This is a genomic window from Acidimicrobiales bacterium, from assembly GCA_030747595.1.
Classification (GTDB): domain Bacteria; phylum Actinomycetota; class Acidimicrobiia; order Acidimicrobiales; family MedAcidi-G1; genus UBA9410.
Genome location: JASLKK010000004.1, coordinates 195,180 through 215,904, shown reverse-complemented (window position 1 = coordinate 215,904; position 20,725 = coordinate 195,180). Strand labels below are relative to the sequence as shown.

Sequence of the window (20,725 nt, the reverse complement as noted above, 5' to 3'; positions counted from 1 at the left end):
GACCTTGTGCATCATCGGGATGGACAAGGTGGCGCCGGGGCCGCCCCGGGTGTTGGTGAAGGACAGATACGCCGTGCCCCCCACGGCATCCCGGAACACGTTGCCGAATCGTAGGGTGTGGATGAACGCCGAAGCGTGCTCGACCTCGCCGGACGTACCGACCATGGCTGCCTTTCCGTAGGCCTCCACGGTGTCGCCACCGCCGCACATTTCGACCAGTCGAGGCACGAGGATCGAACCGAGAACCGGGGCCAGGTCCATGATCGCCGGCCGGAGGTCTTCGACAAAGCCCTGACCGGCCCACGGGTTGGCGATCACCGCGGCCACGCCGTGCATGACCAATGGCGGGTTTGCCGGTCGCCCACCCTCGACGTGGACTTCCTCCGTCTGGGTGACGAGCTTGCGCATTTCCAGGGTCATCGGCTCGGAGGTCAACGGGGACTCCCGGGCTTGATGTACGCCGTGCGGGTACGGGTGAAGAACTCATGGGCGGTATCGCCCTGTTCACGCGCCGCGTGGCCCGAGGAGTTCTTGTCACCGCCAAATGGGGCGTGGATCTCCGAACCGGTGGTCGGCCCGTTGATCTTCACGATGCCCGCCCGTATCTCGTTGATGGCCCGGTCCATCTTCCAAAGGTCGTTGGTAAACACCGACGCCGACAAGCCGAACTCGGTGTCGTTTGCTAGGGCGAACGCCTCGTCCTCGTCGTCGACCCGCAGCACCGTGCTGACTGGGCCGAACACCTCCTCGCTGGTGATGGTCAGGTTGGTTCCGCCTGCGAACAGGGTTGGCGCCTGAAAGCACGGACCGTCGGGCACGCCTTCGGTCACCGCGACCGTCTCGGCGCCTTCGGCCTTTGCCTGTTCGATCGCCTCGCTGACCTCTCCCCGGGCCGTCATCGACACCAGCGGGCCGATGGCCGTCGCTGCATCCTGGCCGTCACCAACCCTCAGGGAACTCACTGCGGCGGCCATCCTGTCGACCAACTCATCATGGATGTTGCCGACTGCGATGATCCGCCGGGTAGCGGTGCACTTCTGTCCAGTGGCCCCCATGGCGCCCCCGACTACGGCGGCGACCGCCATGTCGAGATCCGCGTCGGGGAACACGATGCACGGGTTGTGGCCACCCAGTTCAAGTTGGACCCGACCGTTGCGGGCGGTCACCACGTCACGGATACCGTGGCCGACGCCCACCGAACCGGTGAAGGTAACGCCGTCGACGCGTTCGTCGGCCACCAACGCCCCTCCCATGGAGCCCGGACCGAGCACCAGATTCAAGACGCCGGGCGGCACCCCGGCATCGTGGAACACCGCGGCGACGGCCACGGCGGTGAGTGGCGTGTTGCTGGCCGGCTTCCATACCACCGGGTTGCCGGTCACCAGTGCCGGAGCGATCTTCCAGACGGGAATCAGGATGGGGAAGTTCCAGGGGGTGATGACGCCGACCACCCCCAGCGGGGACCTCACGGTGCGGATGGTCTCCCCTCGGGTGCCGCTGGGAAAGATTCGCTCAGTCGACGTCTTGGCCAGCCCAGCCTGATAGCGGCATGTCTCAGCGGACAGGACCGCCTCGCCACGGGCCTCCGGGAGGGTCTTTCCCTCTTCAAGGGTTGCCACCAACGCCAGGTCGTCGGCCCGCTCGTCGAACAGCACGGCAACGCGTTCCAGGATCCTCGCCCGGGCACCGAAGCCGAGGGCTGTCCACGCTGCCTGGGCATCGACCGCCGAGGTGACGGCATCGGCCGCCGTCGAGACATCGCCGAGGGGGTATTCACCCACCGGTTGGTCGGGCCGTGCGGGGTTGTCGCTAACCGCTGTGCCGCCTGGAGCATGTGTGCTCCAGTCGCCGCCGATCAGGTGAGCGCCGTTCGGAACCACGTTGGGAGAAGCGTCGCTGCTGGTCATGGCCGGAAGCGTACATACCCCGTCCGGACCTAAGGACGGACGGGCCGGAGCGCAGGCCGATAGGTTCACCGGGTCCGCGACGGCGGTCCGCGGGTGTAGTTCAACGGTTAGAACCTCAGTTTTCCAAACTGAAGATGAGGGTTCGATTCCCTCCACCCGCTCGTCCCGTAGCCTCGTGTCGTGCTGATTGCCCAGATATCGGACTGCCACATTCGGGACCACGAGGGTTGGTTTGGCCGGCTCGTCGACACTACCGAGACACTCGGCCTGGTGGTCGAACACCTGTTGGCCCTCGAACCTGCACCCGATGTGATCCTGGCCACCGGTGACCTGACCGATGACGGTACGCCAGCCCAGTACGCCATCCTCCGTGATGTGTTGGCTCCCATCGCCGAACGGATCGTCCCGCTCCCCGGCAATCACGACGAGGGGCCTTTCTTCCGTCTGGCCTTCGCCGACCTGCTTCCCGCTGACACGGCTGTCGACCACTGCAGTTACGTGGTCGACCGGCACCCGGTACGGCTCGTCGGGTTGGACACGAGCTTGCCCGGTCGCCACGACGGCCTGTTCGACGCCGACCGGGAGGCCTGGCTTGAGGAGGCGCTGTCGGCCGACGATCGACCCACCCTCGTGTTCACCCACTTCCCGCCGTTCGATACGGGACTGGTGTTCATGGACCAGGCCGGCGTCTCCAATGCCGATCGCCTCCGTGCCACCATCGAGCGTCACCCGCACGTTCGCCTCCTGGTGACTGGGCACCTCCACCGTCCTATCCAGACGAACATCGGGTCGACCCTTGTCTCGACCTGCCCGTCCACCGGAAACCAGATCAACCTCGACCTGCATCCTGACCGGGCAGCGGCCATTGACGAACCGCCGGCTTTCCAACTCCACCGGTGGGACGGTGAACGCTTCGTCACCCACACGGGAACGGTCCGCGATCCCACCGTGGTCCGGACCGTCGACCTCGGGCGGCACGCGGCGGAGGTCCGTCGTCGACACGAGGCCGGCGAACCGTTCACCAAGTAGTTCAGGAAGTTGTAGCGGTGCCGCCCTGGCGATCGAGGAACCGGTAGACGTCGAGCAGGTCGATGCCCGGGAACGGCGAGAATTCCCTGGATGAGGAAGGTAGGGCCGTCAACACGAAACTGCGTTCCGAGGCCGATGGCCAGGCCACGCCATCCCAACGCCGCAGCAGACCGGGTTCGGCCTGGTCGTCCTCGCCGGTCGCGTTGATCCGCCGCAGCGTGTCACCTCCCCGGAAGAAACCGGCTTCGGTCGCCCGGCACCCGAGGGTCACCGCGTACGGGGTTCGTTCGGTGGCGTTCTCCACGTAGGTCACGCACCAGTATTCGCCGGAGTCGATGGCCGTGTGCTGGTAGTGCAGGAGGTCTGAACCGTCCCACGCCTGGCGGGCTCCCCACTGTCGGCCCAGGCGGGCCCCTTCCAGGCCACCGTCGGGATCTGCGGGAAAACGCAACCCGTCGTTCTCGTAGGCCTTGGTGATCGTTCCCTCGGGATCGGTTCGGATGAAGTGCACCGACAGGCCCAGATGTCGGGTAGCCAGGTTGGTGAACCGGTGGGCCGCCATCTCATAGGAGACGTAATAACGCTCCTTGAGGTCCTCGATGGAGAGGTCGTGGCCGTCCTTTGCTCCGGATAGGAAAGCCACGGCCGCCTGTTCGGGGATGAGCGTGGCGGCCGCGTAATAGTTCGACTCGATCCGCTGCCGTAGGTACCCCTCGAAGTCGGTGGTTTCGGCGTGTTCAAGCGCGAAATGGCCCAATGTCTGGAGGACCACCGATCGGGCGGCCCGAACGCTGAGGTCATCGCGTTGCGGGATGTAGATGACCCGGCGACGGGTGTCGGTGACTGAACGGGCGGTTCGGGGCATCCCCTTGACCCGTTCGACAATGAAGCCGTGGTGAGCCGCCAGATCGACCATGTCCTTCTCGGTGGGTGGTCCTTCTCCTCCGTAGCCAGCGGCAGCAAGGTCCTCGGCGGCCCGTTGTTCGATCTCGGCGAAGTAGTTGTCGCGGGCCCGCATCTCGGTTCGCAGCGCAATGTTGGCCATTCGGGCCCGATCGCCGGCTTCGAGGTTCGCCAGGCCGGAACGACTGACCTCGACGTCAGGTAGCGCCCGGTACAGCCCGACGAGGGTCTCCAATACGTCGTCATCGAGGCGGGCTCCGGCCCGGACCTCGGGAAGCTCAAGCGTGGTCCGCCACTGCCCTCCTTGGTGGCGGTCCAGCTCTATCTCGAGTGCGGCACGATGGCTTGGAGGTGTCGGGTCCAGTAGGTCCACCGTGGTGCATCCGAGGGCGTCAGCCAGCTCGCCGAGGACACCCAGCTTGGGTTCGATACGGCCGTTTTCGACCTGGGAGAGGTACGAGGCTGGGCGCCCGATGCGCTCGCCGAGGACGGCCAATGTGAGGCCGGCCTGCCTGCGGAGGTAGCGGAGTCGGTGACCGAGCACTACCGGATCAAAGGCCGGTGTTCCCACGACTGGTCTCCCCTCTGTTCGGATTCCGGGCAGACATCCTGTCCGATGTGTCCGGCATCAGGAACCGAACTAGCCGAACTCTTCCACTTTTTCGGCCTGAGCGACAGGCTAGAAGATCTTCCCGCGGTGCCGTCCCCAATCCGGGACCGAAGATCCTCAATACTCATGAAGCGAGACGCACCGGCAGAAGAACATGAGCGAGCGGCGAACATGACCCGGAAGGGAGTTTTCATGACCAACCTGGACGGCATCGAGATCAGCGAACATGAACTCCGCGACGAGATCTTCACGCCCGAAGCCACCGCCTTCGTGGCCGACCTCGTGCGCACCTTCCGAGACCGTCGCATCGAGCTGCTTCGGAGTCGGCGTATCCGCCAGGAGAAGTTCGACACCGGTCTGCGACCCGACTTTCTGCCCGAGACTGCCGAGATCCGGTCGGGTACGTGGACGGTGTCCCCGCCTCCCAAGGACCTACTCGATCGTCGCGTCGAGATCACCGGTCCGCCTGAGCGCAAGATGATGATTAATGCCCTGAACTCCGGAGCGCGGGTGTTCATGGCCGACTTCGAGGATTCGAGTTCCCCAACTTGGGACAACATGCTCAACGGCCAGGTCAACATTCGTGACGCCATCCGCCGTGATCTCACGCTCCGTCGCGACGGCAAGAGTTACGCCATCAACGACGAGATCGCCACGCTGGTCATCCGGCCCCGCGGTTGGCATCTTCCCGAGCGTCACGTTCAGGTCGACGGTCGCCCGGCGGCCGCCAGCCTTGTCGACTTCGGCCTCATCTTCTTCCACAACGTCCGTGAGGCCCTCGACCGCGGAACAGCGCCGTACTTCTACCTCCCGAAGCTTGAGAACCACCACGAGGCCCGGCTCTGGAATGACGTGTTCTGCCATGCCCAGGACGCCCTTGGCGTGCCCCGCGGTTCGATCAAGGCCACCGTGCTCATCGAGACGATTACCGCTGCCTTCGAGATGGACGAGATTCTCTATGAGTTACGTGAACACTCGGCGGGTCTCAACGCCGGCCGTTGGGACTACATCTTCTCGGTGGCCAAGAAGTTCAACGCAGATCCGGCTTTCGTCCTACCCGACCGGGCTGATGTCACCATGACGACGCCGTTTATGCGTGCCTACACAGAACTCATGGTGGCCACCTGCCACAAGCGGAGCGCCCACGCCATAGGCGGGATGGCGGCCTTCATCCCTAACCGTCGTGACCCCGAGGTCACCGCCCAGGCTCTCACCAAGGTGAAGGAAGATAAGCGGCGCGAGGCAAACGACGGTTGCGACGGCACGTGGGTGGCCCATCCCGACCTGGTCACGGTGGCCGAGATCGAGTTCAACGCAATTCTGGGCCAAGGCCTCAACCAGGTTGATCGCCAGCGCCCCGACGTCCGGGTCACCGGCGATGACCTGCTCTCCGTCGACGAGACCGGTGGCCAGATCACCCGGGCCGGCCTCGAGACCAACGTATACGTCGGCCTCCGCTACCTAGCCTCCTGGCTATCCGGTAGTGGTGCAGCGGCCATCCACAACCTCATGGAAGATGCGGCCACCGCCGAGATCAGTCGGGCCCAGATCTGGCAGTGGATCCGCCATAGCCGAGCCCTTGAAGATGGAACCACGGTGACCACCGCGCTGGTCCGCTCCACGATCGACGCCCAGATGGCAGTCATCGCCGAGGACCTCGGTAGCGAAACATTCGACGCGTTGCCGTTCGACGAGGCCCGGGCTGTCTTCGAGGAGGTCGCCTTGTCCTCTGAGTTCATCGAGTTCCTCACCCTGCCCGCCTACGAGCTCCTCGACTGACATACCGCTCCCTTACCGGCCGGCCCCTTACAGACAGGCGCCTCCCGACAGCCCCTTACCCAAATCCCGATCGGATCCCGGCGCCCGCCGAGGGTCCTCCATGAAAGCGAGTTAGAGATGCGAAACACCTTCGACGACCAGGTCGCAGCCCTGGAGAGGGACTGGAACGAGAACCCGCGCTGGAAGGACACCGTCCGCGACTACACGGCGGCCGATGTCGTCCGTCTGCGTGGATCGTTCCTTCCTGAGTGCTCGATTGCCCGTCACGGCGCCGAGGTGCTGTGGGAGAAGATGCACAACACGGACTACGTGCATGCACTGGGGGCCATGACCGGTGGTCAGGCCATCCAGTACGTCAAGGGTGGCCTTCCGGCGTTGTACCTGTCGGGCTGGCAGGTCGCCGGTGACGCCAACCTGGCTGGTCAGGTGTACCCGGACCAGAGCCTCTACCCGGCCAACTCGGTACCAGCCGTCGTCGAGCGCCTCAACAACGCCCTGCGTCGCGCCGACCAGATCGAATGGTCCGAAAACAAGGGCGAGATGCTGCGGGACTGGATGGTTCCAATCGTGGCCGATGCCGAAGCCGGCTTCGGTGGCGCCCTGAACGTCTACGAGCTCATGAAGCGGATGCTTCGAGCCGGAGCGGCAGGCGTGCACTTCGAGGACCAGTTGGCCTCTGAGAAGAAGTGTGGCCACATGGGTGGGAAGGTGCTGATCCCGACCCAGCAACACGTGCGAACCCTGACCGCGGCGCGACTGGCGGCCGACGTGCTCGGCGTTCCTTCCGTCCTCATCGCCCGGACCGACGCCCTGGCTGCCAACCTCATCACCAGCGACGTCGACGATCGCGACAAGCCGTTCCTGAACGGTGAACGGACCGCCGAGGGATTCTTTGGCACCGAGCCGGGGATGGCCACGCCGATTTCCCGTGCGTTGGCCTATGCCCCGTACAGCGACCTCATCTGGTGTGAGACCGGTACACCGGATCTTGACCAGGCCAAGGAGTTCGCCGATGCCGTGCATGCCGAGTTCCCCGGGAAGATGCTGGCCTACAACTGCTCGCCTTCCTTCAACTGGAAGTCAGCACTGGACGACGACACGATCGCCAAGTTCCAGAGCGAGCTCGGAAAGATGGGCTATAAGTTCCAGTTCATCACCTTGGCTGGCTGGCACGCCCTGAACGCCTCGGCGTTCGAGCTGGCCAAGGGCTACACGGAGTCGGACATGACCGCCTATGTCGCCCTACAGCAGGCCGAATTCGGCATGGAGGACGACGGCTACACGGCCACTCGCCACCAGCGAGAAGTCGGTGCCGGCTACTTCGACGATGTGGCCACCGTGATCTCCGGTGGCACCGCGTCGACACTGGCCCTCGAGGGTTCCACCGAGGAAGAGCAGTTCTAGGACCTTTACTGGGCATCTGGCAGCGCCCCTCGCGGGCGTAGCCACCGACGCGCGGTACGGCCCCGGCTCTGGTCGGGGTCGTACCGCGTCCGGAGCCCGACCCCCTAGCGTCACACCATGCCCGGTCAGCCCCCTCTCAGCGTCACCGTTCTGGTGGCCATCACCGCCGTGGCTCTCCTGGCAGGTGCGGTGCCAGCGGGTGCCGTCGGAAATGGGAGCGGCGGCTCAACTGAGGCGAGGATCGTGAAGGGCCCCGACGACATGCTGCTACCCGTAGTGGGCCAGTTCGCTGGCTCGACGGTGGTGAGTAGCACGTGTGGCCGTGAGGTTGTCTACGAGGACGGTGTTCCCGTTGACGCAGCATCACCGATAGACGTGGTGCTTGATGCCGGTCACGGCGGCCCAGAGTCCGGTTCGGTGGGAGCCAACGGCCTGGTCGAGCGTGACCTGAACCTCATAGTGGCGTTCCACACGAAGCTGGCCCTCGAGGAGATGGGCCACACGGTGGCCCTGACGCGGCGACGAGACCTCCATATGCCCATCCGTCAACGGACGGCCATCGCCCGAGCGCTCGACCCCCGGGCGTTTGTCTCCATTCACCACAATGGAGGTGCGGTCAAACGATCCGAGATGCCCGGGACAGAGGTGTTCCACCAGATCGACGTCCCGGAGTCGCAACGCCTGGCGGGCCTGCTATTCGAGGAAGTCCAGGCCGTCTTCACCGGCTACTGGGTGCCGTGGGTCAGCACCTACCACCAAGGCGTATCGGCCCGTCTACGCGAGCCGCGCACCGACACCTACGGGGTGCTGAGGATGACCCGCGGCATTCCGTCAGCCATCGTCGAAGGCCTCTACCTGTCCAACCCGCCGGAAGCCCAATTGCTGGCACTGCCGGAGATCCAACAAGCTGAGGGGAAGGCCATAGCCACGGCTATCGACCGGTTCCTGACCACCGAGGACCCCGGCTCGGGTTTCAAGGCTGAGTTCTACGATCCACACACCACGGGAACCGGCACGGCGCGGGGTTGTGAGGACATCACCTACACCGAGCCGGTCGAGATCACCACAGGGTTCACCGCTGCCGAGCACGCTGACCTCCTGGCCACCGCCCGCTCCATGGGCCGACCAGTCGACTGGTTAATTCGCTTCGGGGTATACACGTTGAAGTTCCTAGGCGATCTGCCCGGGGCGGCGACAATCGTTCCGTTGGCCGAGGAAGACCGGCCTGATGCCTACGGTCCGGTCACCGAATCGGTCACATGGGACCAAGCCGAGCAAGTCGTCCTGGTGCGCATGGCCGAGGCCTACGGGCTAACCCGCACCGAGGTTCAGAAGCTGGCCACTTCCCTCATGGTCTTCCTGGCCAATCTCCCTTCGACCCAGGACCCCGCCTAAATCCGGCCCAGACTGATCAAGACCAGTCGCCGCGGCGTTCGGCCTTGCGGGCGCCACGCTGACGTTTGGCTTCTAGGCGCCGCTCCACCGCACCGCGCCGCGGTCGAGTCGGTCGGCGCACTGCCTGTTCCACCAGCGCCTCCTGCAGGCGCCGCTCGATTTCGTCGAGTGCCCGCTCACGGTTCCGAACCTGAGAGCGATGCCGGTCGACTAACACCCGCACCGTGGCCCCCAGTTGACGCACAAGGCGGGCACGGGTCTGGTCGTCGATCCCCCGGGCCAACGTCAGGTCCAGCTCGGCCTCCACACGGGTGTTGGCCCGGTTGGCGTGTTGTCCGCCGGGGCCGCCTGATGGTCCGAAACGCCAACGCACCTCCTCGGCAGACACCCGACAACCCGGACCCCCCCACAGCGTTCGGTCTCCATCGCCCACGTTCCGACGCTACGGCCCGGAGTGCCATCGGCTGGCGGATCCTGCCGACTGGCCCTTGCCCGTCCGACCCTGCTGGACTCCGGCGATGACCAACGGCCGACGACCACTGCGTTTCGTGGTCATCGGCGCCGGGATGGCTGGGATACTGGCGGTCATCCGTCTGCGGGATCGAGGCTTCAACGACATTGCCGTCTACGAAAAGGCCGACCGTCTCGGCGGCACTTGGAGGGAGAACAACTACCCCGGCGTGGCGTGCGACGTGCCGTCCATCCTTTACAGCTACTCGTTCGCCCCCAACCCTGAGTGGACACACCGCTTCTCACCAGGGGCCGAGATCCAGTCCTATCTAGAGGACGTGGCCAGACGCTTTGACGTCGAACGGTCCATCACCTACGGCCAGGAGGTTGTCCACGCGGAGCACGACGGCGACCGCTGGCACCTCCGAACCGCCTCAGGGCGAACCGACGTGGCCGACGTGGTCATCGCGGCAACCGGCGTACTCCACCATCCATTCGTTCCCGGCCTCGAAGGCCTGGACGACTTCGCCGGCGACGTGGTCCACACCGCCCGATGGGATGCATCGGTTCTGCTGGACGGCCGGAAGGTTGGCATCATCGGCACCGGGTCTTCAGCGGTCCAGACGGTCGGCGCGGTGGTCGACGGGGTGGGTGAACTGGCGCTCTTCCAGAGGACGGCCCAATGGGTGCTCCCGCAGGACAATCCGGCCTACACCGAGGAGGAGAAGGCAGGTTTCCGGGCCGACCCTGACTCACAGCGCCAACTCCACGACGAGATCTCCGAACTATTCGCTGACGGGTTCGCCAACGCTGTGGTTGACGCCGACTCCCCGGTTCTCGCCCATATCGCCGAACTCTGCCGTGACCACCTCGACACGGTGGTCGATGTCGACCTGCGGACCCGGCTGACCCCGGACCATCGGGCGGCCTGCAAGCGACTCGTCATCTCTGGAGACTTCTACGAAGCCATCCAGCGACCCCACGTCCGTCTCGTTGACGCCAACATCGACCAGATCGAGGCGGGAGGCATTCGCACCACTGACGGCGTGCTCCACGAACTAGACGTGCTGGTGCTGGCCACCGGCTTTCGAGTGGACCGCTTCATGCGACCCATGGAGGTGGTGGGACCCATCGGCGACCGCCTATCTGAAGCATGGGCCGAACGGCCCACGGCCTACCTTTCAATCGGCGTGCCGGGACTGCCAAACCTGTTCATGTTGAATGGTCCCAACGGTCCCGTCGGAAATTTCTCACTCATCGAGGTGGCTGAACTGCAGATGGATTACGCACTCCAACTCGTCGACCGGATTGCCGACGGCACATGCCGCCTGATCTCACCGTCAACTGACGCCACCGAGGCCCACGAGGCGGCCCGGACGGCGGCAGCCGGAAAGACGGTGTGGGCCACCGGGTGCAACAGCTGGTACCTGGACGACCGGGGGGTGCCCATGGCCTGGCCGTGGTCGTTCCGTGAGTTCCGGGCTCAGATGGCTGCCCCCGACATGGATTCCTACGTCCTGACCGACTGAACCACGGGGAACGATCGACCTTCGGGATGAGCGTGCGATTGGCAATGGGGCTGCCCGGCGTCAGACTCTCCGCTGTGGAAGCCAACCACTTTCTCTCCAGCTACTACCCGGATACCTCCTACGGGGGTAAGCGTCTGTTCAACGACATGGTTGAGCAGGCCGTAACTGCCGAGCGCCTCGGCTACCGGGGAGTCACGCTGCCCGAGCACCACCTCATCAACGTGCTACTCATGCCGGCGCCGTTGCAGATGGCGGTCAAGCTTGCATGCGAAACCGAACACCTCGAACTGGTCACCTCGGTAGCCGTCCTCCCGCTACACGACATGCGAATATTCGCCGGCGAAGTCGTCCAGGCCGACATCCTCACCGACGGCCGACTGGTACTCGGCGTAGGTCGTGGTGCCTTCGCCTACGAGATGGCCCGCCTCGGTACCCCAATCGTCGAATCCAAGGCCAAGTTCGACGAAAGCCTCGATGTCCTCATCGCCCTACTCACCGAGGAGGAGGTCTCATGGGACGGCGAGTACTACCGGTTCGAACCGATGACCGTGATGCCCCGTCCCATGACTCAACCCATGCCGAAGCTGATGGTGGCGGTGATGAATCCAACAGGGATCGCCGCCTGCACGAAACGAGGGTTCGACATCCAGACCACCCCACTGGCAGGCCGGCCCGAGTTGTTCGAGGCCCAGATCGCCGCCCACAAGGAGGCCAAGGCAGAGATGGGCGACGCTGGACGCCACCTCCGGATCATGATGTCAAGGGTCGTGTACTGCACCGGGTCCGAGGCTGAGACCCGACGGATGGTCCAGATGGCCCACGACTACTACGGCCGGTTCGACAACGTGTTCACCGGGCCGGGCATCGTTAATCACGGTGACGTGGCACAGCTTCCCCGCGACCAGAGCATCGAGGAGCTCGAGGAGAACCTGGTCATCTGCCAAACCGACGAGATGATCGACCGACTGGCCCTGTACGCCGCGGCGGGCATCGACGAATTGATCCTGAGTTCCAACCTCGGCCAACGCCAGGGCGAGCACCTCGAGGCCATGGAACGCTTCGCCAGCGACGTCCTCCCCCACCTGCAACGGATCGCCGCTGCTGCCTGAGGCAGAATCTGTCAGATCCAGCCACCAGATCACGCCCCCTTCAGGAGGAAGCCCATGCCCATCATCCGAGTCGAAATGTTCCCCGGTCGCACCATCGACCAGAAACGTGACTTGGCCCGCGAGCTCACTGACGGTTTCGTCCGGGCGTGCGGCGGAGCTGGCGAGAAGCTCCACGTTGTCATCACCGAGGTGGAGCGCGAGAACTGGGGCGTCGGCGGCGAGCTGATGTCTGACAAGTAAGTCGGCCAACCGGCAAGGAGAGCTACACCATGGGCGCCATCGAGGTCTCCTACACCGTCTCGGGTAACGGGCCGCCGCTCTACATGGTCCACGGGATCGGCAGCCGTCGAGAAACGTGGGATGGCCTGCTCCCCGAGCTCGAAGAGCACTTCACCTGCGTGCGATATGACTTGCGGGGCCACGGTGAGAGCCCGATCCCACCGGTGCCGTACACCCTCGACGATCTGGTCGATGATCTCGAAGCGTTGCGTCAGCGGTTGGGCCACGACCGGATCCACGTGATTGGCCATTCCCTCGGCGGGCAGGTCGGCCCGGCCTACGCGCTAGCCCATCCGGGCCATACGGCCAGCGTGGTCCTGCTATCGACGGCCGCTGGTCGCACCAAGGACGACAGCGCCAAAGTCGAGGGCGTGGTGGCCAAAATGCGAGCCGAGGGCGTCGAACCCGTCCTGGGAACGTTGCTGGACCGCTGGTATTCCGATGAGTTCATCGCGGCGAGACCCGATGCCATCGAACACCGGATCCAACAGGTGCTAGGTACCCCAGAGGATGTCTTCCTCAGCGTGTTCGATGTCTACGCCGGGGCCGAGATGGCACCGTGGCTGCACGAGGTGACGTGTCCGTGTCTGGTCATGACCGGCGAGTTCGACGGCGGCTGCAACCCTCGCCTGAACCGGTTCATCGCCGACGAGCTGCCGGACGCCGAACTGGTGATCCTCGACGACCTGAAGCACTCGATCCTGATCGAGGCGCCCGACCGGGTGCTCGGCCCCGTGAGGAACTTTCTTCTACGCCACCGCGACGCCTGAGCTCGTTGTAGTGACCGGAGTCAACTACGGCGGGCCACCACTCGGATGCCGCCGAGTTTTCCGCCGGCAAATAGCCGCACCATCGTCTCGTAAAAGCCACACATAGTTTCGAACACCGCGTCTCCGTGTACACGGAGATGCCGTTCCCGCTGCTCGACGTACCCGGCCAGGCGGATTTGAGTGAAGGTGGCCCAGTCCTCGGTCATGTCGTCCATGACCACCACCTCGAAGCCGGCTTCCAGAAGGTCCCGGCGGTACCGGTCGCTGCTGGTGAGTTCGTTGGCGAAGAGTTCGGATGACAATCGTGCCCGCTCGGCGCCGTCGAACGGCCGACGTTCGTAGAGGTCCTCGGCGTAGAAGAAGCCACTATCGGCCAGCAATGTCCGACAACGATCGAGCAGAACTCCTCGACCAGGGATGTGGTACAGCGCCAGCCAACTCGCGATGGCGTCAAATCGGGCACCATCCAGTGGATGGGTCAGGAAGTCGCCGCACACGTGGCTGACCCGGTCAGCCAGGCCGCACCGCTGCGTGAGGTTGACGGCCACCAGGTGGTGATCCTCCTGGAGTTCGAGAGCGGTCACCGCGGCTCCCGAAGCCGCCGCAAGGTGCCGGGCCGGTCCACCGAAGCCCGAACCGATCTCCAGGACGGAGCTCTCAGCACCGATTCCCATCATCCGGATGGCCTCGTCCACCGCGTCGGTGCCGTGGTAGTGGAGCTGATCGAATGCCGTCAGGTCGTTGACCTGGAGCGGCTCGCCTTCGGCCTTGCCGAGTTCACGGAGTTCGTTGACCACCCGGTCGACGTGGTGGTAGAGCCCCATGCTCTTAATGGCGGTATCTCGATTGTCCCTGACTGGATCGTTCATCGCTGATGTACCGGTCCGATAGTGGGTGCGGCAAATGGTGGCGCCCCCGGCAGGATTTGAACCTGCGACAAGTGGATTAGAAGGCCACTGCTCTATCCGGGCTGAGCTACGGGGGCTGGTGCCGTTGAGGCTGGTGCCGTTGAGGCTACTGCCGGCCCCGGAAGCGTTCGGGTCTGACCTCGTCGAGGACCAGGTCAGCGAAGACTGCTGATGGGTCACCGCCGAGAGCCAGGTCCGCTGTCAGGCGGCCGGCTCCAGCTGAAGTCTGGATGCCGGTGCCACCTTGGCCCACGCACCACACAAACGTCGGGTGATCGGGGTCCGGGCCGATCACCATGGAGCGGTCGGGGGCGAATGTCCGCAAGCCAACCCACGCTGAGTTGACCGAACGGATGTTCAGCGTGGTCGCCTCGTTGACTCGATCGATGGCCAGCGCCACGTCCAGTTCCTCAGGCTTCGGGTCACACGGTTCGGACGGATTCTCCTCGGCCAGTGAGCAGAACATCTGCGGACCGTCGTCGCGCAAGTACCACTGATGGTCAATATCGCCGACAAATGCCCAGCCGGCGGTGTCCAAACCGGGTCCGTCGACCATGAACGCCGTTCGGCGGAACGGTTGTAGGCCGACCGGAGAAACTCCGGCAGTTGCGGCCACCTGGTCGCCCCACGCCCCGGCGCAGTTCACGACCACATCGGCGCCCATTGGCCCGTCCGTGGTATCCAGACGCCAGCCCTTCCCATCGGGGGTAGCGGCATCCACCCGAGTCGACGTGGCGATCCGCCCACCGGTCCGTCGAAATCCCCGGACGAACGACTGGTGGAGGGCCCCGACATCGATGTCGGCACTGTCCGGCTCGACGAGGGCCCGATACACCCGCTCACGTCGTAACGGTGGGAACAAACGCATGGCCTCTTCGACACCGACCTCAACGGTCGGAGTAGTGGCCGAAGAGATTCCCTCGGCCAGCATCTGATCGACGGATGCATCCTGCTCGACGGTACCCACGTGCAGGACTGGGCGATGGGCCAGCAGTGGAGCATCAACCAGGTCGTCCGGGGTATGGCGGAGGTGATCAAGGCTGGCCGAACTCAGGATCCGCATCGACGGCGTCCCGAGATTCTCTAACAGCAGGGCGGCGGACCGACCGGTGGTGTGGTGGGCGAGCATGGCCTCCATCTCAAGGAGGACAACGTCGAGATCCGGGTCACCCTGGAGGAGGTGGTGGGCGACGCTCACGCCAGCGATGCCCCCGCCGATGACCACCACCTTCGTTGCTCCGTTACCTGCCACTGAGGCAGGATCGCACATCTCTGAGGTGGTCGACGACCTCCAGGAGCGACCCTTCTGGAGACGGAATCGAGGCGGCGACCGTGTGCACAGGCCGTAACATGGCTTCCACTTGGTGGCCGTAGCTCAGTTGGTTAGAGCACCTGGTTGTGGTCCAGGATGTCGGGGGTTCGAATCCCCTCGGTCACCCCATGTGGTCCGACCCTCTGGTCGGTCGCTCAAACGGGCGCCGGTAGTATCGGGCGCCGCAAGCGCCTCTAGCTCAATTGGCAGAGCATCGGACTCTTAATCCGCAGGTTCTGGGTTCGAGTCCCAGGGGGCGCACTCCAACAGCCAGAACGGGACCCAGGTTCCCGGTCCATCGGACAAGCCCGTTCGGGGCAGCGCGGGCATCCAGGGGTGGATTTCTATAGACGCTGGTCTTGAACCTATTTGCCTCTACCCAATCGGCCCCTTCTGATCAATCTCTTGGTCGCCATCCGACTTCCGAGCCGACCGAATTCGTACGGCGAAGGCGAAAATGGCAGCAAGCCCTAGACCGCCAACTAGACCACCAACAAGAAACAGACCGCTTGACGATGCATTGTCTGAGTTGTCGGAACGGGACATGTCCGCTGAGGCGTAGAACGAAGTTCGACTCTCGTCTCCGAATAGGTCTAGTTCCCAGTTGAAAGTAGAACCTTGGGTCGAGTCGGCATTGTGATCGACAGGTGCCCCAGGCAGCGTGACCTCAAAAACCATCTTTGGCTCATCAAGTGCCAAATCGAACACTTTGGCCATCGCTGCCATTTCTTCAAACGACATGTCCTCGTCGAAGTCTGCGGTTAGGTCGGAAACATCGAGATCGAAGAAAACCGTCTGGTTCTCTACCCAGAGGCGGATCGGCATCCCGTCAGCCGTAGAGAGTTCTGTAAGGTCGAAATCTGTAAAGGAGAAGGAAATCTCGGCGCCACACCACCCGTCCTTCGAAAGCTCACGCGCCTCGGCACCTGCTGGCATGTCAGACATAGCGGACTCATTGAGCATCTCCGCGCAAAGGTCGCCAGCGTCTTCGTCCGAGAAGGCCTCAGCTAATTCAGTGAGTGTTTCCGAAAGTAACATCTCGATTTCCACGGTCCCGGTGCCGTCAGGTTCAACCCTGATAGCCATATCCATTCGGAGACAGCCGGTAGCGGTCGTCAGGACCACCACAACTAAAGCGAGACGTTTCAACCAGCTGGATGAGAAGTTAAACAAGGCGATCACCGCCCCCGACCATTTCCCCTGGTGCCATCTCCCCATCATTCCAGACAGGCGTGGCTAGGTAGCCATTGAACTCCCCGGCCATCACACTACGGGCCGACCAGCGACCCTGGCGGAGTGAGCATGAGCGGTACCGGGACGTGCGGCCAAAGGCCCGTTCTGTATATAGGAGCCCGCTCCAGGGGGCGCACCACCAATAACTTCTACCCCGTGTGTGTTGTCCCCAAGATGATCGCTCTGGGGCGCCTTCTTAACCCTGGCTTTGGACTCGCCAGGCGCATCACCGGTTGGGGCGACAGCCGTGGGTAACGACCAGCACCAGACATGCAGACCATCGGAGAACATGAAATGAGCGTTGCCACCACCATCGAGCACGGCCTCTACCGAGTTCTCAACCCCGCCATTAAGGCCGTTCTTCGCTCACCGCTTCACCGCCTGGGGAGCAAAACCATAGCGCTACTGCGCTTTCGCGGCCGCATAAGCGGCCGCGAGTTTGTCACACCACTCAGCTACGTCAGGAACGACCAAACCGTGTGGTTCCTGTCAGACCACAGCACGAACTGGTGGAAGAACTTCCGCGAAGGCGACGTGCCAGTCTCCATCGAGATCGCAAGGACGACGGTGAACGGGACGGCTCGCCTCTGGGACGGCGACACTGACGAACTTCGCGAACATGTGAGCCGCTACCTGTGCGCTCTACCCCGCGACGCCAAGGTCGCCGGCATCAAGCTCGACCAGAACAAGGTGCCGATCGAAGCGAGTCTCGTCAAGGTCGCTCCAACGCTGGTCATGGTCCAGGTCGAGCTCGAGTAGGGACGCATCAAGAGTGAGACTCACGCCCCCGTACTCATCGTTGGCGGCAGCATCGCTGGACTGTCGACCGCAACGCGTTTGAAGGGGCACGGCCTTCCAGTTTTGGTTCTCGAAGGGAAAGACCGCCTGGGTGGCCGTATCCACACGATCGATGTCGCCGTCCCGTTCATCCAGCGATGACTTCCGGGGGGGTAGATCGTTGCCCGGGTGGTGGCTCCATTCGTTGCCATGTTCCCCCTGTCAGAGGGGGCTGCCCCTCGTTCAGTCGGGGGGGGGTACTGGCCTCTCGCCCTAGGAGCGCACCAGCAACAACGAACCTCATCTTGGGCGAGGAGGAAGCGGTGTCTACCGACGTTTACTCCCCCGCAACGCTCTGAATCCCGGCTGAGCTGGCGACCGGCAGGGTGACCCCCGCAAGCCAGTCGGGGCTACTATCCGGCGATGAAAGTTATTGATTACTACTTGGAGTCCTGGCGTCGTTTCCGAGATTTGCAGGGCCGGACCACACGACCCGCTTTTTGGTGGCCGTTCCTCATCCACCCGATTGTGTTCGTGGTGCTAGGGGGAATCTTCGCCGCCATTTTGGGCCTCAGTACCGATCAGGCCGGACCGGAGGTCGTGTACGCCATTGCCTATGTCTGGGTGCTGATCACATTGGGTGTACGTCGCCTACACGACATGGGTCGAAAAGGAACATGGTTCCTACTTGGGCTCGTGCCCCTCGGAAATCTGGTGCTTCTGTATTGGCTTGTTCAGCCGAGTACTTCCGAGACCGGCGAGTAACTTTCCCTGCAAATAGCGTCCCACCTACGAAAGTCGTCGCCGGGTTGACCGGCGATCGTGTCGTCAGGAAGATCCGGGCCTCGTAGGTCAGACTGGGAACATGGAAGACCCCGACCGGTACACCGCCGCCGACGCCGAAGGTGGCCGCCACCTGATGTGGGCGGTCAAGGGGGCTTTGGTAGTCAGCCTCCTGGCCGGTCTGCTGTTTCCCGGCATTCCCGGTGTGGCCGGCAAGGGCTGGCCTGAACGATGTGTCGGCTACCCCATCTCGGCCCTGGTGGTCCCTGCCATCTGGGTGCTCCGGGGCCGCCGTGGCCGGTACCCGTATCTGGCCGACGCCCTGCTGGTCGTGCCGTTCGTACTGGACCTACTGGGCAACCTCGTGAACCTGTTCGACACCATGGAGCAGTTCGATGACGTACTCCACTTCGTGAACTGGACGTTCTTGGTGGCAGCGCTGGTCCTCTTCGTCGCTCCAGTCGGGCTTGCCCGCTGGAACCTCGTGCTCATGGGATCCGGCTTCGGGGCACTGGCCATCGTCGCCTGGGAGGGCCTGGAGTGGATCATCCAGGAGATGGGCACCACTGGCCTGCAGCTCACCTACGACGACACGGTCGGTGACCTGGTGTTGTCGACGGCCGGCGGGGTGCTGGGTGCCCTGGTGACGGCCAGTCTGCTGGCAAGGAGAGCAGCCGACAGGTAGCAGGTCGCTGGCAAAGAAGCGGCGAAATCATGCCCTCCCCTACGGTGAGGGCATGCGGGTCTGGGTAGTGCTGACACTTCTGGCCATGGGGCTCGGCTGTTCCAAGGAGCCACCGGAACAGCCTCCGGCGACAACGACACTGGCGCCGACGACCATGACCCATCCTCCTGTCACAACCCGTGCAACAACTACGACTGTCGCATCGTACGGATCAGCCCGGAACCCGTTCCCGGTTGGTCAAAACGTAAAGATTGGTGGCGGGTGGTCGCTCAAGGTCCTCAAGGCCGCCGAAGTTCTTAGCCGTGCTGATGCAGGTCGGCCGGTCGGACCGGTAGACGCTCTCGTTGTCGTCGTTGACCTCAAGATGTCGTACATGGGCCAGGGTGAGAGTTTCGCTATGAAGTCCCTCGGCAATTTGAGAGCTGTTGGAGCATCGAGGCGCCTGTACCCCTACTACAGAGGCCACTGCACCGACAATCTCCTGTGGCAACTCCAGTTGGTTCTCGCTGAGGGTCAGGTCACCGGTCAAATATGTTTCGTAATTGATGACTCGGATGCCGACAGCCTCGTGATGTTCCTAGATGCGTCGTACGACCAAGAGGACCGGACCTTCTTCTCTCTCCGGTAGTTGAGACCCCTGAGACGCTCCAGAGGAACAGTTACCCAACTGTCACCAAGGTCGGGACTGTGGCGGAGAATCCGGCTGCATCGACGGAACCGGCCGACCCGTCGTAACCAACAGTTTCAACCACACCAGTAACGGTGTTAGGAAGACCGGCCCCATCCCAAGCCGCATAGACAGTCCTACCGTCCGGCATGTCGAATCGGACCAAGCTTTCTCCTGCCCAGGACGCAGACGTGAAGTCTCCGGCCGTCTCGGCGAGGAGAAGGAACGCATAATCCGACTCCAAACCTGGTCCACCGGTCGGGTCGTGGGGACCGACATTGAAGATTCGGGAGGCCCCATCGGCGAAAGCCGTGGCAAAACCCGTGAGGGTTTTCTGTCCAAGCTCATCACCTGTCGGGATCATCTGTCCTGGCTCAGGCCAAGTCGAGACGAGGGCCTCGGTAATCCAGTACTCGGAACCTACATGGCCCGTCTCGTCTAGAAAGGCCCGGTAGTCATCGGAAAAGAAGGAATGGTCGGAGCCAATCGAGTGGATGTTGCCCACGTGGAAGAACCCGGCAGCCGACTCGAGGACCGGTGTCCAGAAATCGGTAAAGGACGACTGCATGCCTGCCTGGCCGCCCGTCAGCACCGTGGCCTCAGGATCGGCAGTTGTGATCGTTTCGAATGCAAGGCGAAGCATCGACAGATAGTCGGCAGAAGTCCCTTGGAAGAAGTGTCCATGGCCTCCCTGCATCGACGGTTCGTTGGCCACCTCCCAGTGGCGTATCGGGTATGCGAGGCCCGGCATGTCCTCCACACCATCTCCGTCGTAACGCTCAACCACTGCGGTCAGCCAACCAACGAACCTCGCTTCATCGCAGGGAGCGAACAACTTGGTCGGCAATCTGCGCAGTACAGGCTGGACCTCTGGGTCGTTTGCGTGGCAGTTCTCCTGATCCCATTGGGCGAAGGGCCAGAGAGTGGCAAGAATCGCCAGTCGACGGTCCTGCCAGGTCTTGACATGCCAGTCGATCCGGCCCCAGTCCCACCGGTCCGGTGTGGGTTGGATTTCTGACCAGAGGAACTCGCCGGGATGCGGGCGGATCCATCCACCGGGAACGTCGAACTCCTGGCCGAGTACACCAAAGCGGCTCGAACCAACATCGTTTGGCCACGCAAGCGACCCAACGGTCGTCGTCGGAACCACGGTCGTCGCAGGTGCAGCGGTCGTCGTCGAAACCACAGTCGTCGCA

General features: G+C 63.5%; 20 protein-coding genes and 4 tRNA genes. 15 read left to right on the top strand and 9 right to left on the bottom strand.

Translation table 11 applies throughout. The features are described 5' to 3' along the window. The coding region (locus QF777_04955) for an amino acid synthesis family protein (protein ID MDP6910894.1) at positions 1-420 on the bottom strand (420 nt) is incomplete at its 3' end. 11 nt (positions 421-431) lie between these two features. Then, on the bottom strand, positions 432-1,907 hold the full coding sequence (locus QF777_04950) for an aldehyde dehydrogenase family protein (protein MDP6910893.1): 1,476 nt from the start codon (positions 1,905-1,907) through the stop codon (positions 432-434). 89 nt (positions 1,908-1,996) lie between these two features. Between QF777_04950 and QF777_04945 the strand changes: the two genes are divergently transcribed. Together QF777_04945 and QF777_04940 are read left to right on the top strand one after the other, a co-directional pair. Then, positions 1,997-2,068, top strand: a tRNA-Gly gene (locus QF777_04945). Between the two features lie 19 nt (positions 2,069-2,087). Beyond that, a complete protein-coding gene (locus QF777_04940) occupies positions 2,088-2,936 on the top strand; it encodes a phosphodiesterase (GenBank protein ID MDP6910892.1) in 849 nt (282 codons plus the stop codon). Position 2,937: 1 nt separating this feature from the next. On the opposite strand, the gene QF777_04935 is transcribed toward QF777_04940, so the two are convergent. Then, a complete protein-coding gene (locus tag QF777_04935) occupies positions 2,938-4,410 on the bottom strand; it encodes a helix-turn-helix domain-containing protein (protein MDP6910891.1) in 1,473 nt (490 codons plus the stop codon). A 231-nt stretch (positions 4,411-4,641) separates the two neighbouring features. Between QF777_04935 and aceB the strand changes: the two genes are divergently transcribed. From aceB to QF777_04920, 3 genes are all read left to right on the top strand, one after another. Then, positions 4,642-6,228 (top strand): malate synthase A, encoded by a 1,587-nt coding sequence (gene aceB, locus QF777_04930; GenBank protein MDP6910890.1) that lies wholly within the window; start codon positions 4,642-4,644, stop codon positions 6,226-6,228. A 117-nt stretch (positions 6,229-6,345) separates the two neighbouring features. Next, on the top strand, positions 6,346-7,632 hold the full coding sequence (aceA, locus tag QF777_04925) for an isocitrate lyase (protein ID MDP6910889.1): 1,287 nt from the start codon (positions 6,346-6,348) through the stop codon (positions 7,630-7,632). Positions 7,633-7,749: 117 nt separating this feature from the next. Then, positions 7,750-9,027: an N-acetylmuramoyl-L-alanine amidase gene (locus QF777_04920; GenBank protein MDP6910888.1), complete on the top strand. Its 1,278-nt coding sequence runs from the start codon at positions 7,750-7,752 to the stop codon at positions 9,025-9,027. Positions 9,028-9,043: 16 nt separating this feature from the next. Here QF777_04920 and QF777_04915 read toward each other — a convergent pair whose 3' ends face one another. Continuing rightward, positions 9,044-9,460, bottom strand: a complete 417-nt coding sequence (locus tag QF777_04915) for a peptide chain release factor-like protein (protein MDP6910887.1) — start codon at positions 9,458-9,460, stop codon at positions 9,044-9,046. An 85-nt stretch (positions 9,461-9,545) separates the two neighbouring features. Between QF777_04915 and QF777_04910 the strand changes: the two genes are divergently transcribed. Genes QF777_04910 through QF777_04895 form a run of 4 tightly spaced genes read left to right on the top strand, consistent with a single transcriptional unit; the run spans position 9,546 to position 13,164 of the window. Further along, a complete protein-coding gene (locus QF777_04910) occupies positions 9,546-11,006 on the top strand; it encodes an NAD(P)/FAD-dependent oxidoreductase (GenBank protein ID MDP6910886.1) in 1,461 nt (486 codons plus the stop codon). Between the two features lie 26 nt (positions 11,007-11,032). Further along, positions 11,033-12,115 carry an LLM class flavin-dependent oxidoreductase gene (locus QF777_04905; GenBank protein MDP6910885.1) on the top strand — a complete coding sequence of 361 codons (1,083 nt, stop codon included), beginning with the start codon at positions 11,033-11,035 and terminating at the stop codon, positions 12,113-12,115. 54 nt (positions 12,116-12,169) lie between these two features. Further along, a complete protein-coding gene (locus tag QF777_04900; GenBank protein MDP6910884.1) occupies positions 12,170-12,355 on the top strand; it encodes a 2-hydroxymuconate tautomerase in 186 nt (61 codons plus the stop codon). A gap of 29 nt (positions 12,356-12,384) precedes the next feature. Next, complete coding sequence (locus QF777_04895; protein MDP6910883.1) at positions 12,385-13,164, top strand: alpha/beta fold hydrolase; 780 nt, start codon at positions 12,385-12,387, stop codon at positions 13,162-13,164. A gap of 20 nt (positions 13,165-13,184) precedes the next feature. Here the strand turns inward: QF777_04895 and QF777_04890 are convergent, their stop codons facing one another. The 3 genes from QF777_04890 to QF777_04880 all read right to left on the bottom strand — a co-directional run bounded on the left by QF777_04890 (position 13,185) and on the right by QF777_04880 (position 15,342). Further along, complete coding sequence (locus tag QF777_04890) at positions 13,185-14,033, bottom strand: methyltransferase domain-containing protein (GenBank protein MDP6910882.1); 849 nt, start codon at positions 14,031-14,033, stop codon at positions 13,185-13,187. Positions 14,034-14,071: 38 nt separating this feature from the next. Further along, positions 14,072-14,149 (bottom strand) — tRNA-Arg (locus QF777_04885). A 29-nt stretch (positions 14,150-14,178) separates the two neighbouring features. Beyond that, complete coding sequence (locus QF777_04880; protein ID MDP6910881.1) at positions 14,179-15,342, bottom strand: FAD-binding oxidoreductase; 1,164 nt, start codon at positions 15,340-15,342, stop codon at positions 14,179-14,181. 94 nt (positions 15,343-15,436) lie between these two features. On the opposite strand from QF777_04880, the gene QF777_04875 reads away from it, so the two are divergent. Together QF777_04875 and QF777_04870 are read left to right on the top strand one after the other, a co-directional pair. Next, positions 15,437-15,513 (top strand) — tRNA-His (locus tag QF777_04875). Between the two features lie 59 nt (positions 15,514-15,572). After that, positions 15,573-15,645, top strand: a tRNA-Lys gene (locus tag QF777_04870). A gap of 114 nt (positions 15,646-15,759) precedes the next feature. Here the strand turns inward: QF777_04870 and QF777_04865 are convergent. Then, positions 15,760-16,566, bottom strand: coding sequence for a hypothetical protein (locus QF777_04865; protein MDP6910880.1), 807 nt, complete (start codon positions 16,564-16,566; stop codon positions 15,760-15,762). Positions 16,567-16,887: 321 nt separating this feature from the next. Between QF777_04865 and QF777_04860 the strand changes: the two genes are divergently transcribed. The 4 genes from QF777_04860 to QF777_04845 all read left to right on the top strand — a co-directional run bounded on the left by QF777_04860 (position 16,888) and on the right by QF777_04845 (position 19,490). Then, positions 16,888-17,376 (top strand): nitroreductase/quinone reductase family protein, encoded by a 489-nt coding sequence (locus QF777_04860; protein ID MDP6910879.1) that lies wholly within the window; start codon positions 16,888-16,890, stop codon positions 17,374-17,376. A gap of 441 nt (positions 17,377-17,817) precedes the next feature. Next, positions 17,818-18,159 carry a DUF805 domain-containing protein gene (locus QF777_04855; protein ID MDP6910878.1) on the top strand — a complete coding sequence of 114 codons (342 nt, stop codon included), beginning with the start codon at positions 17,818-17,820 and terminating at the stop codon, positions 18,157-18,159. 100 nt (positions 18,160-18,259) lie between these two features. Beyond that, positions 18,260-18,862, top strand: coding sequence for a hypothetical protein (locus tag QF777_04850; GenBank protein ID MDP6910877.1), 603 nt, complete (start codon positions 18,260-18,262; stop codon positions 18,860-18,862). A 52-nt stretch (positions 18,863-18,914) separates the two neighbouring features. After that, a complete protein-coding gene (locus tag QF777_04845; GenBank protein MDP6910876.1) occupies positions 18,915-19,490 on the top strand; it encodes a hypothetical protein in 576 nt (191 codons plus the stop codon). A gap of 31 nt (positions 19,491-19,521) precedes the next feature. Here QF777_04845 and QF777_04840 read toward each other — a convergent pair. Next, positions 19,522-20,725 (bottom strand): hypothetical protein (locus QF777_04840; protein MDP6910875.1); only part of this gene is annotated, 1,204 nt, incomplete at its 5' end.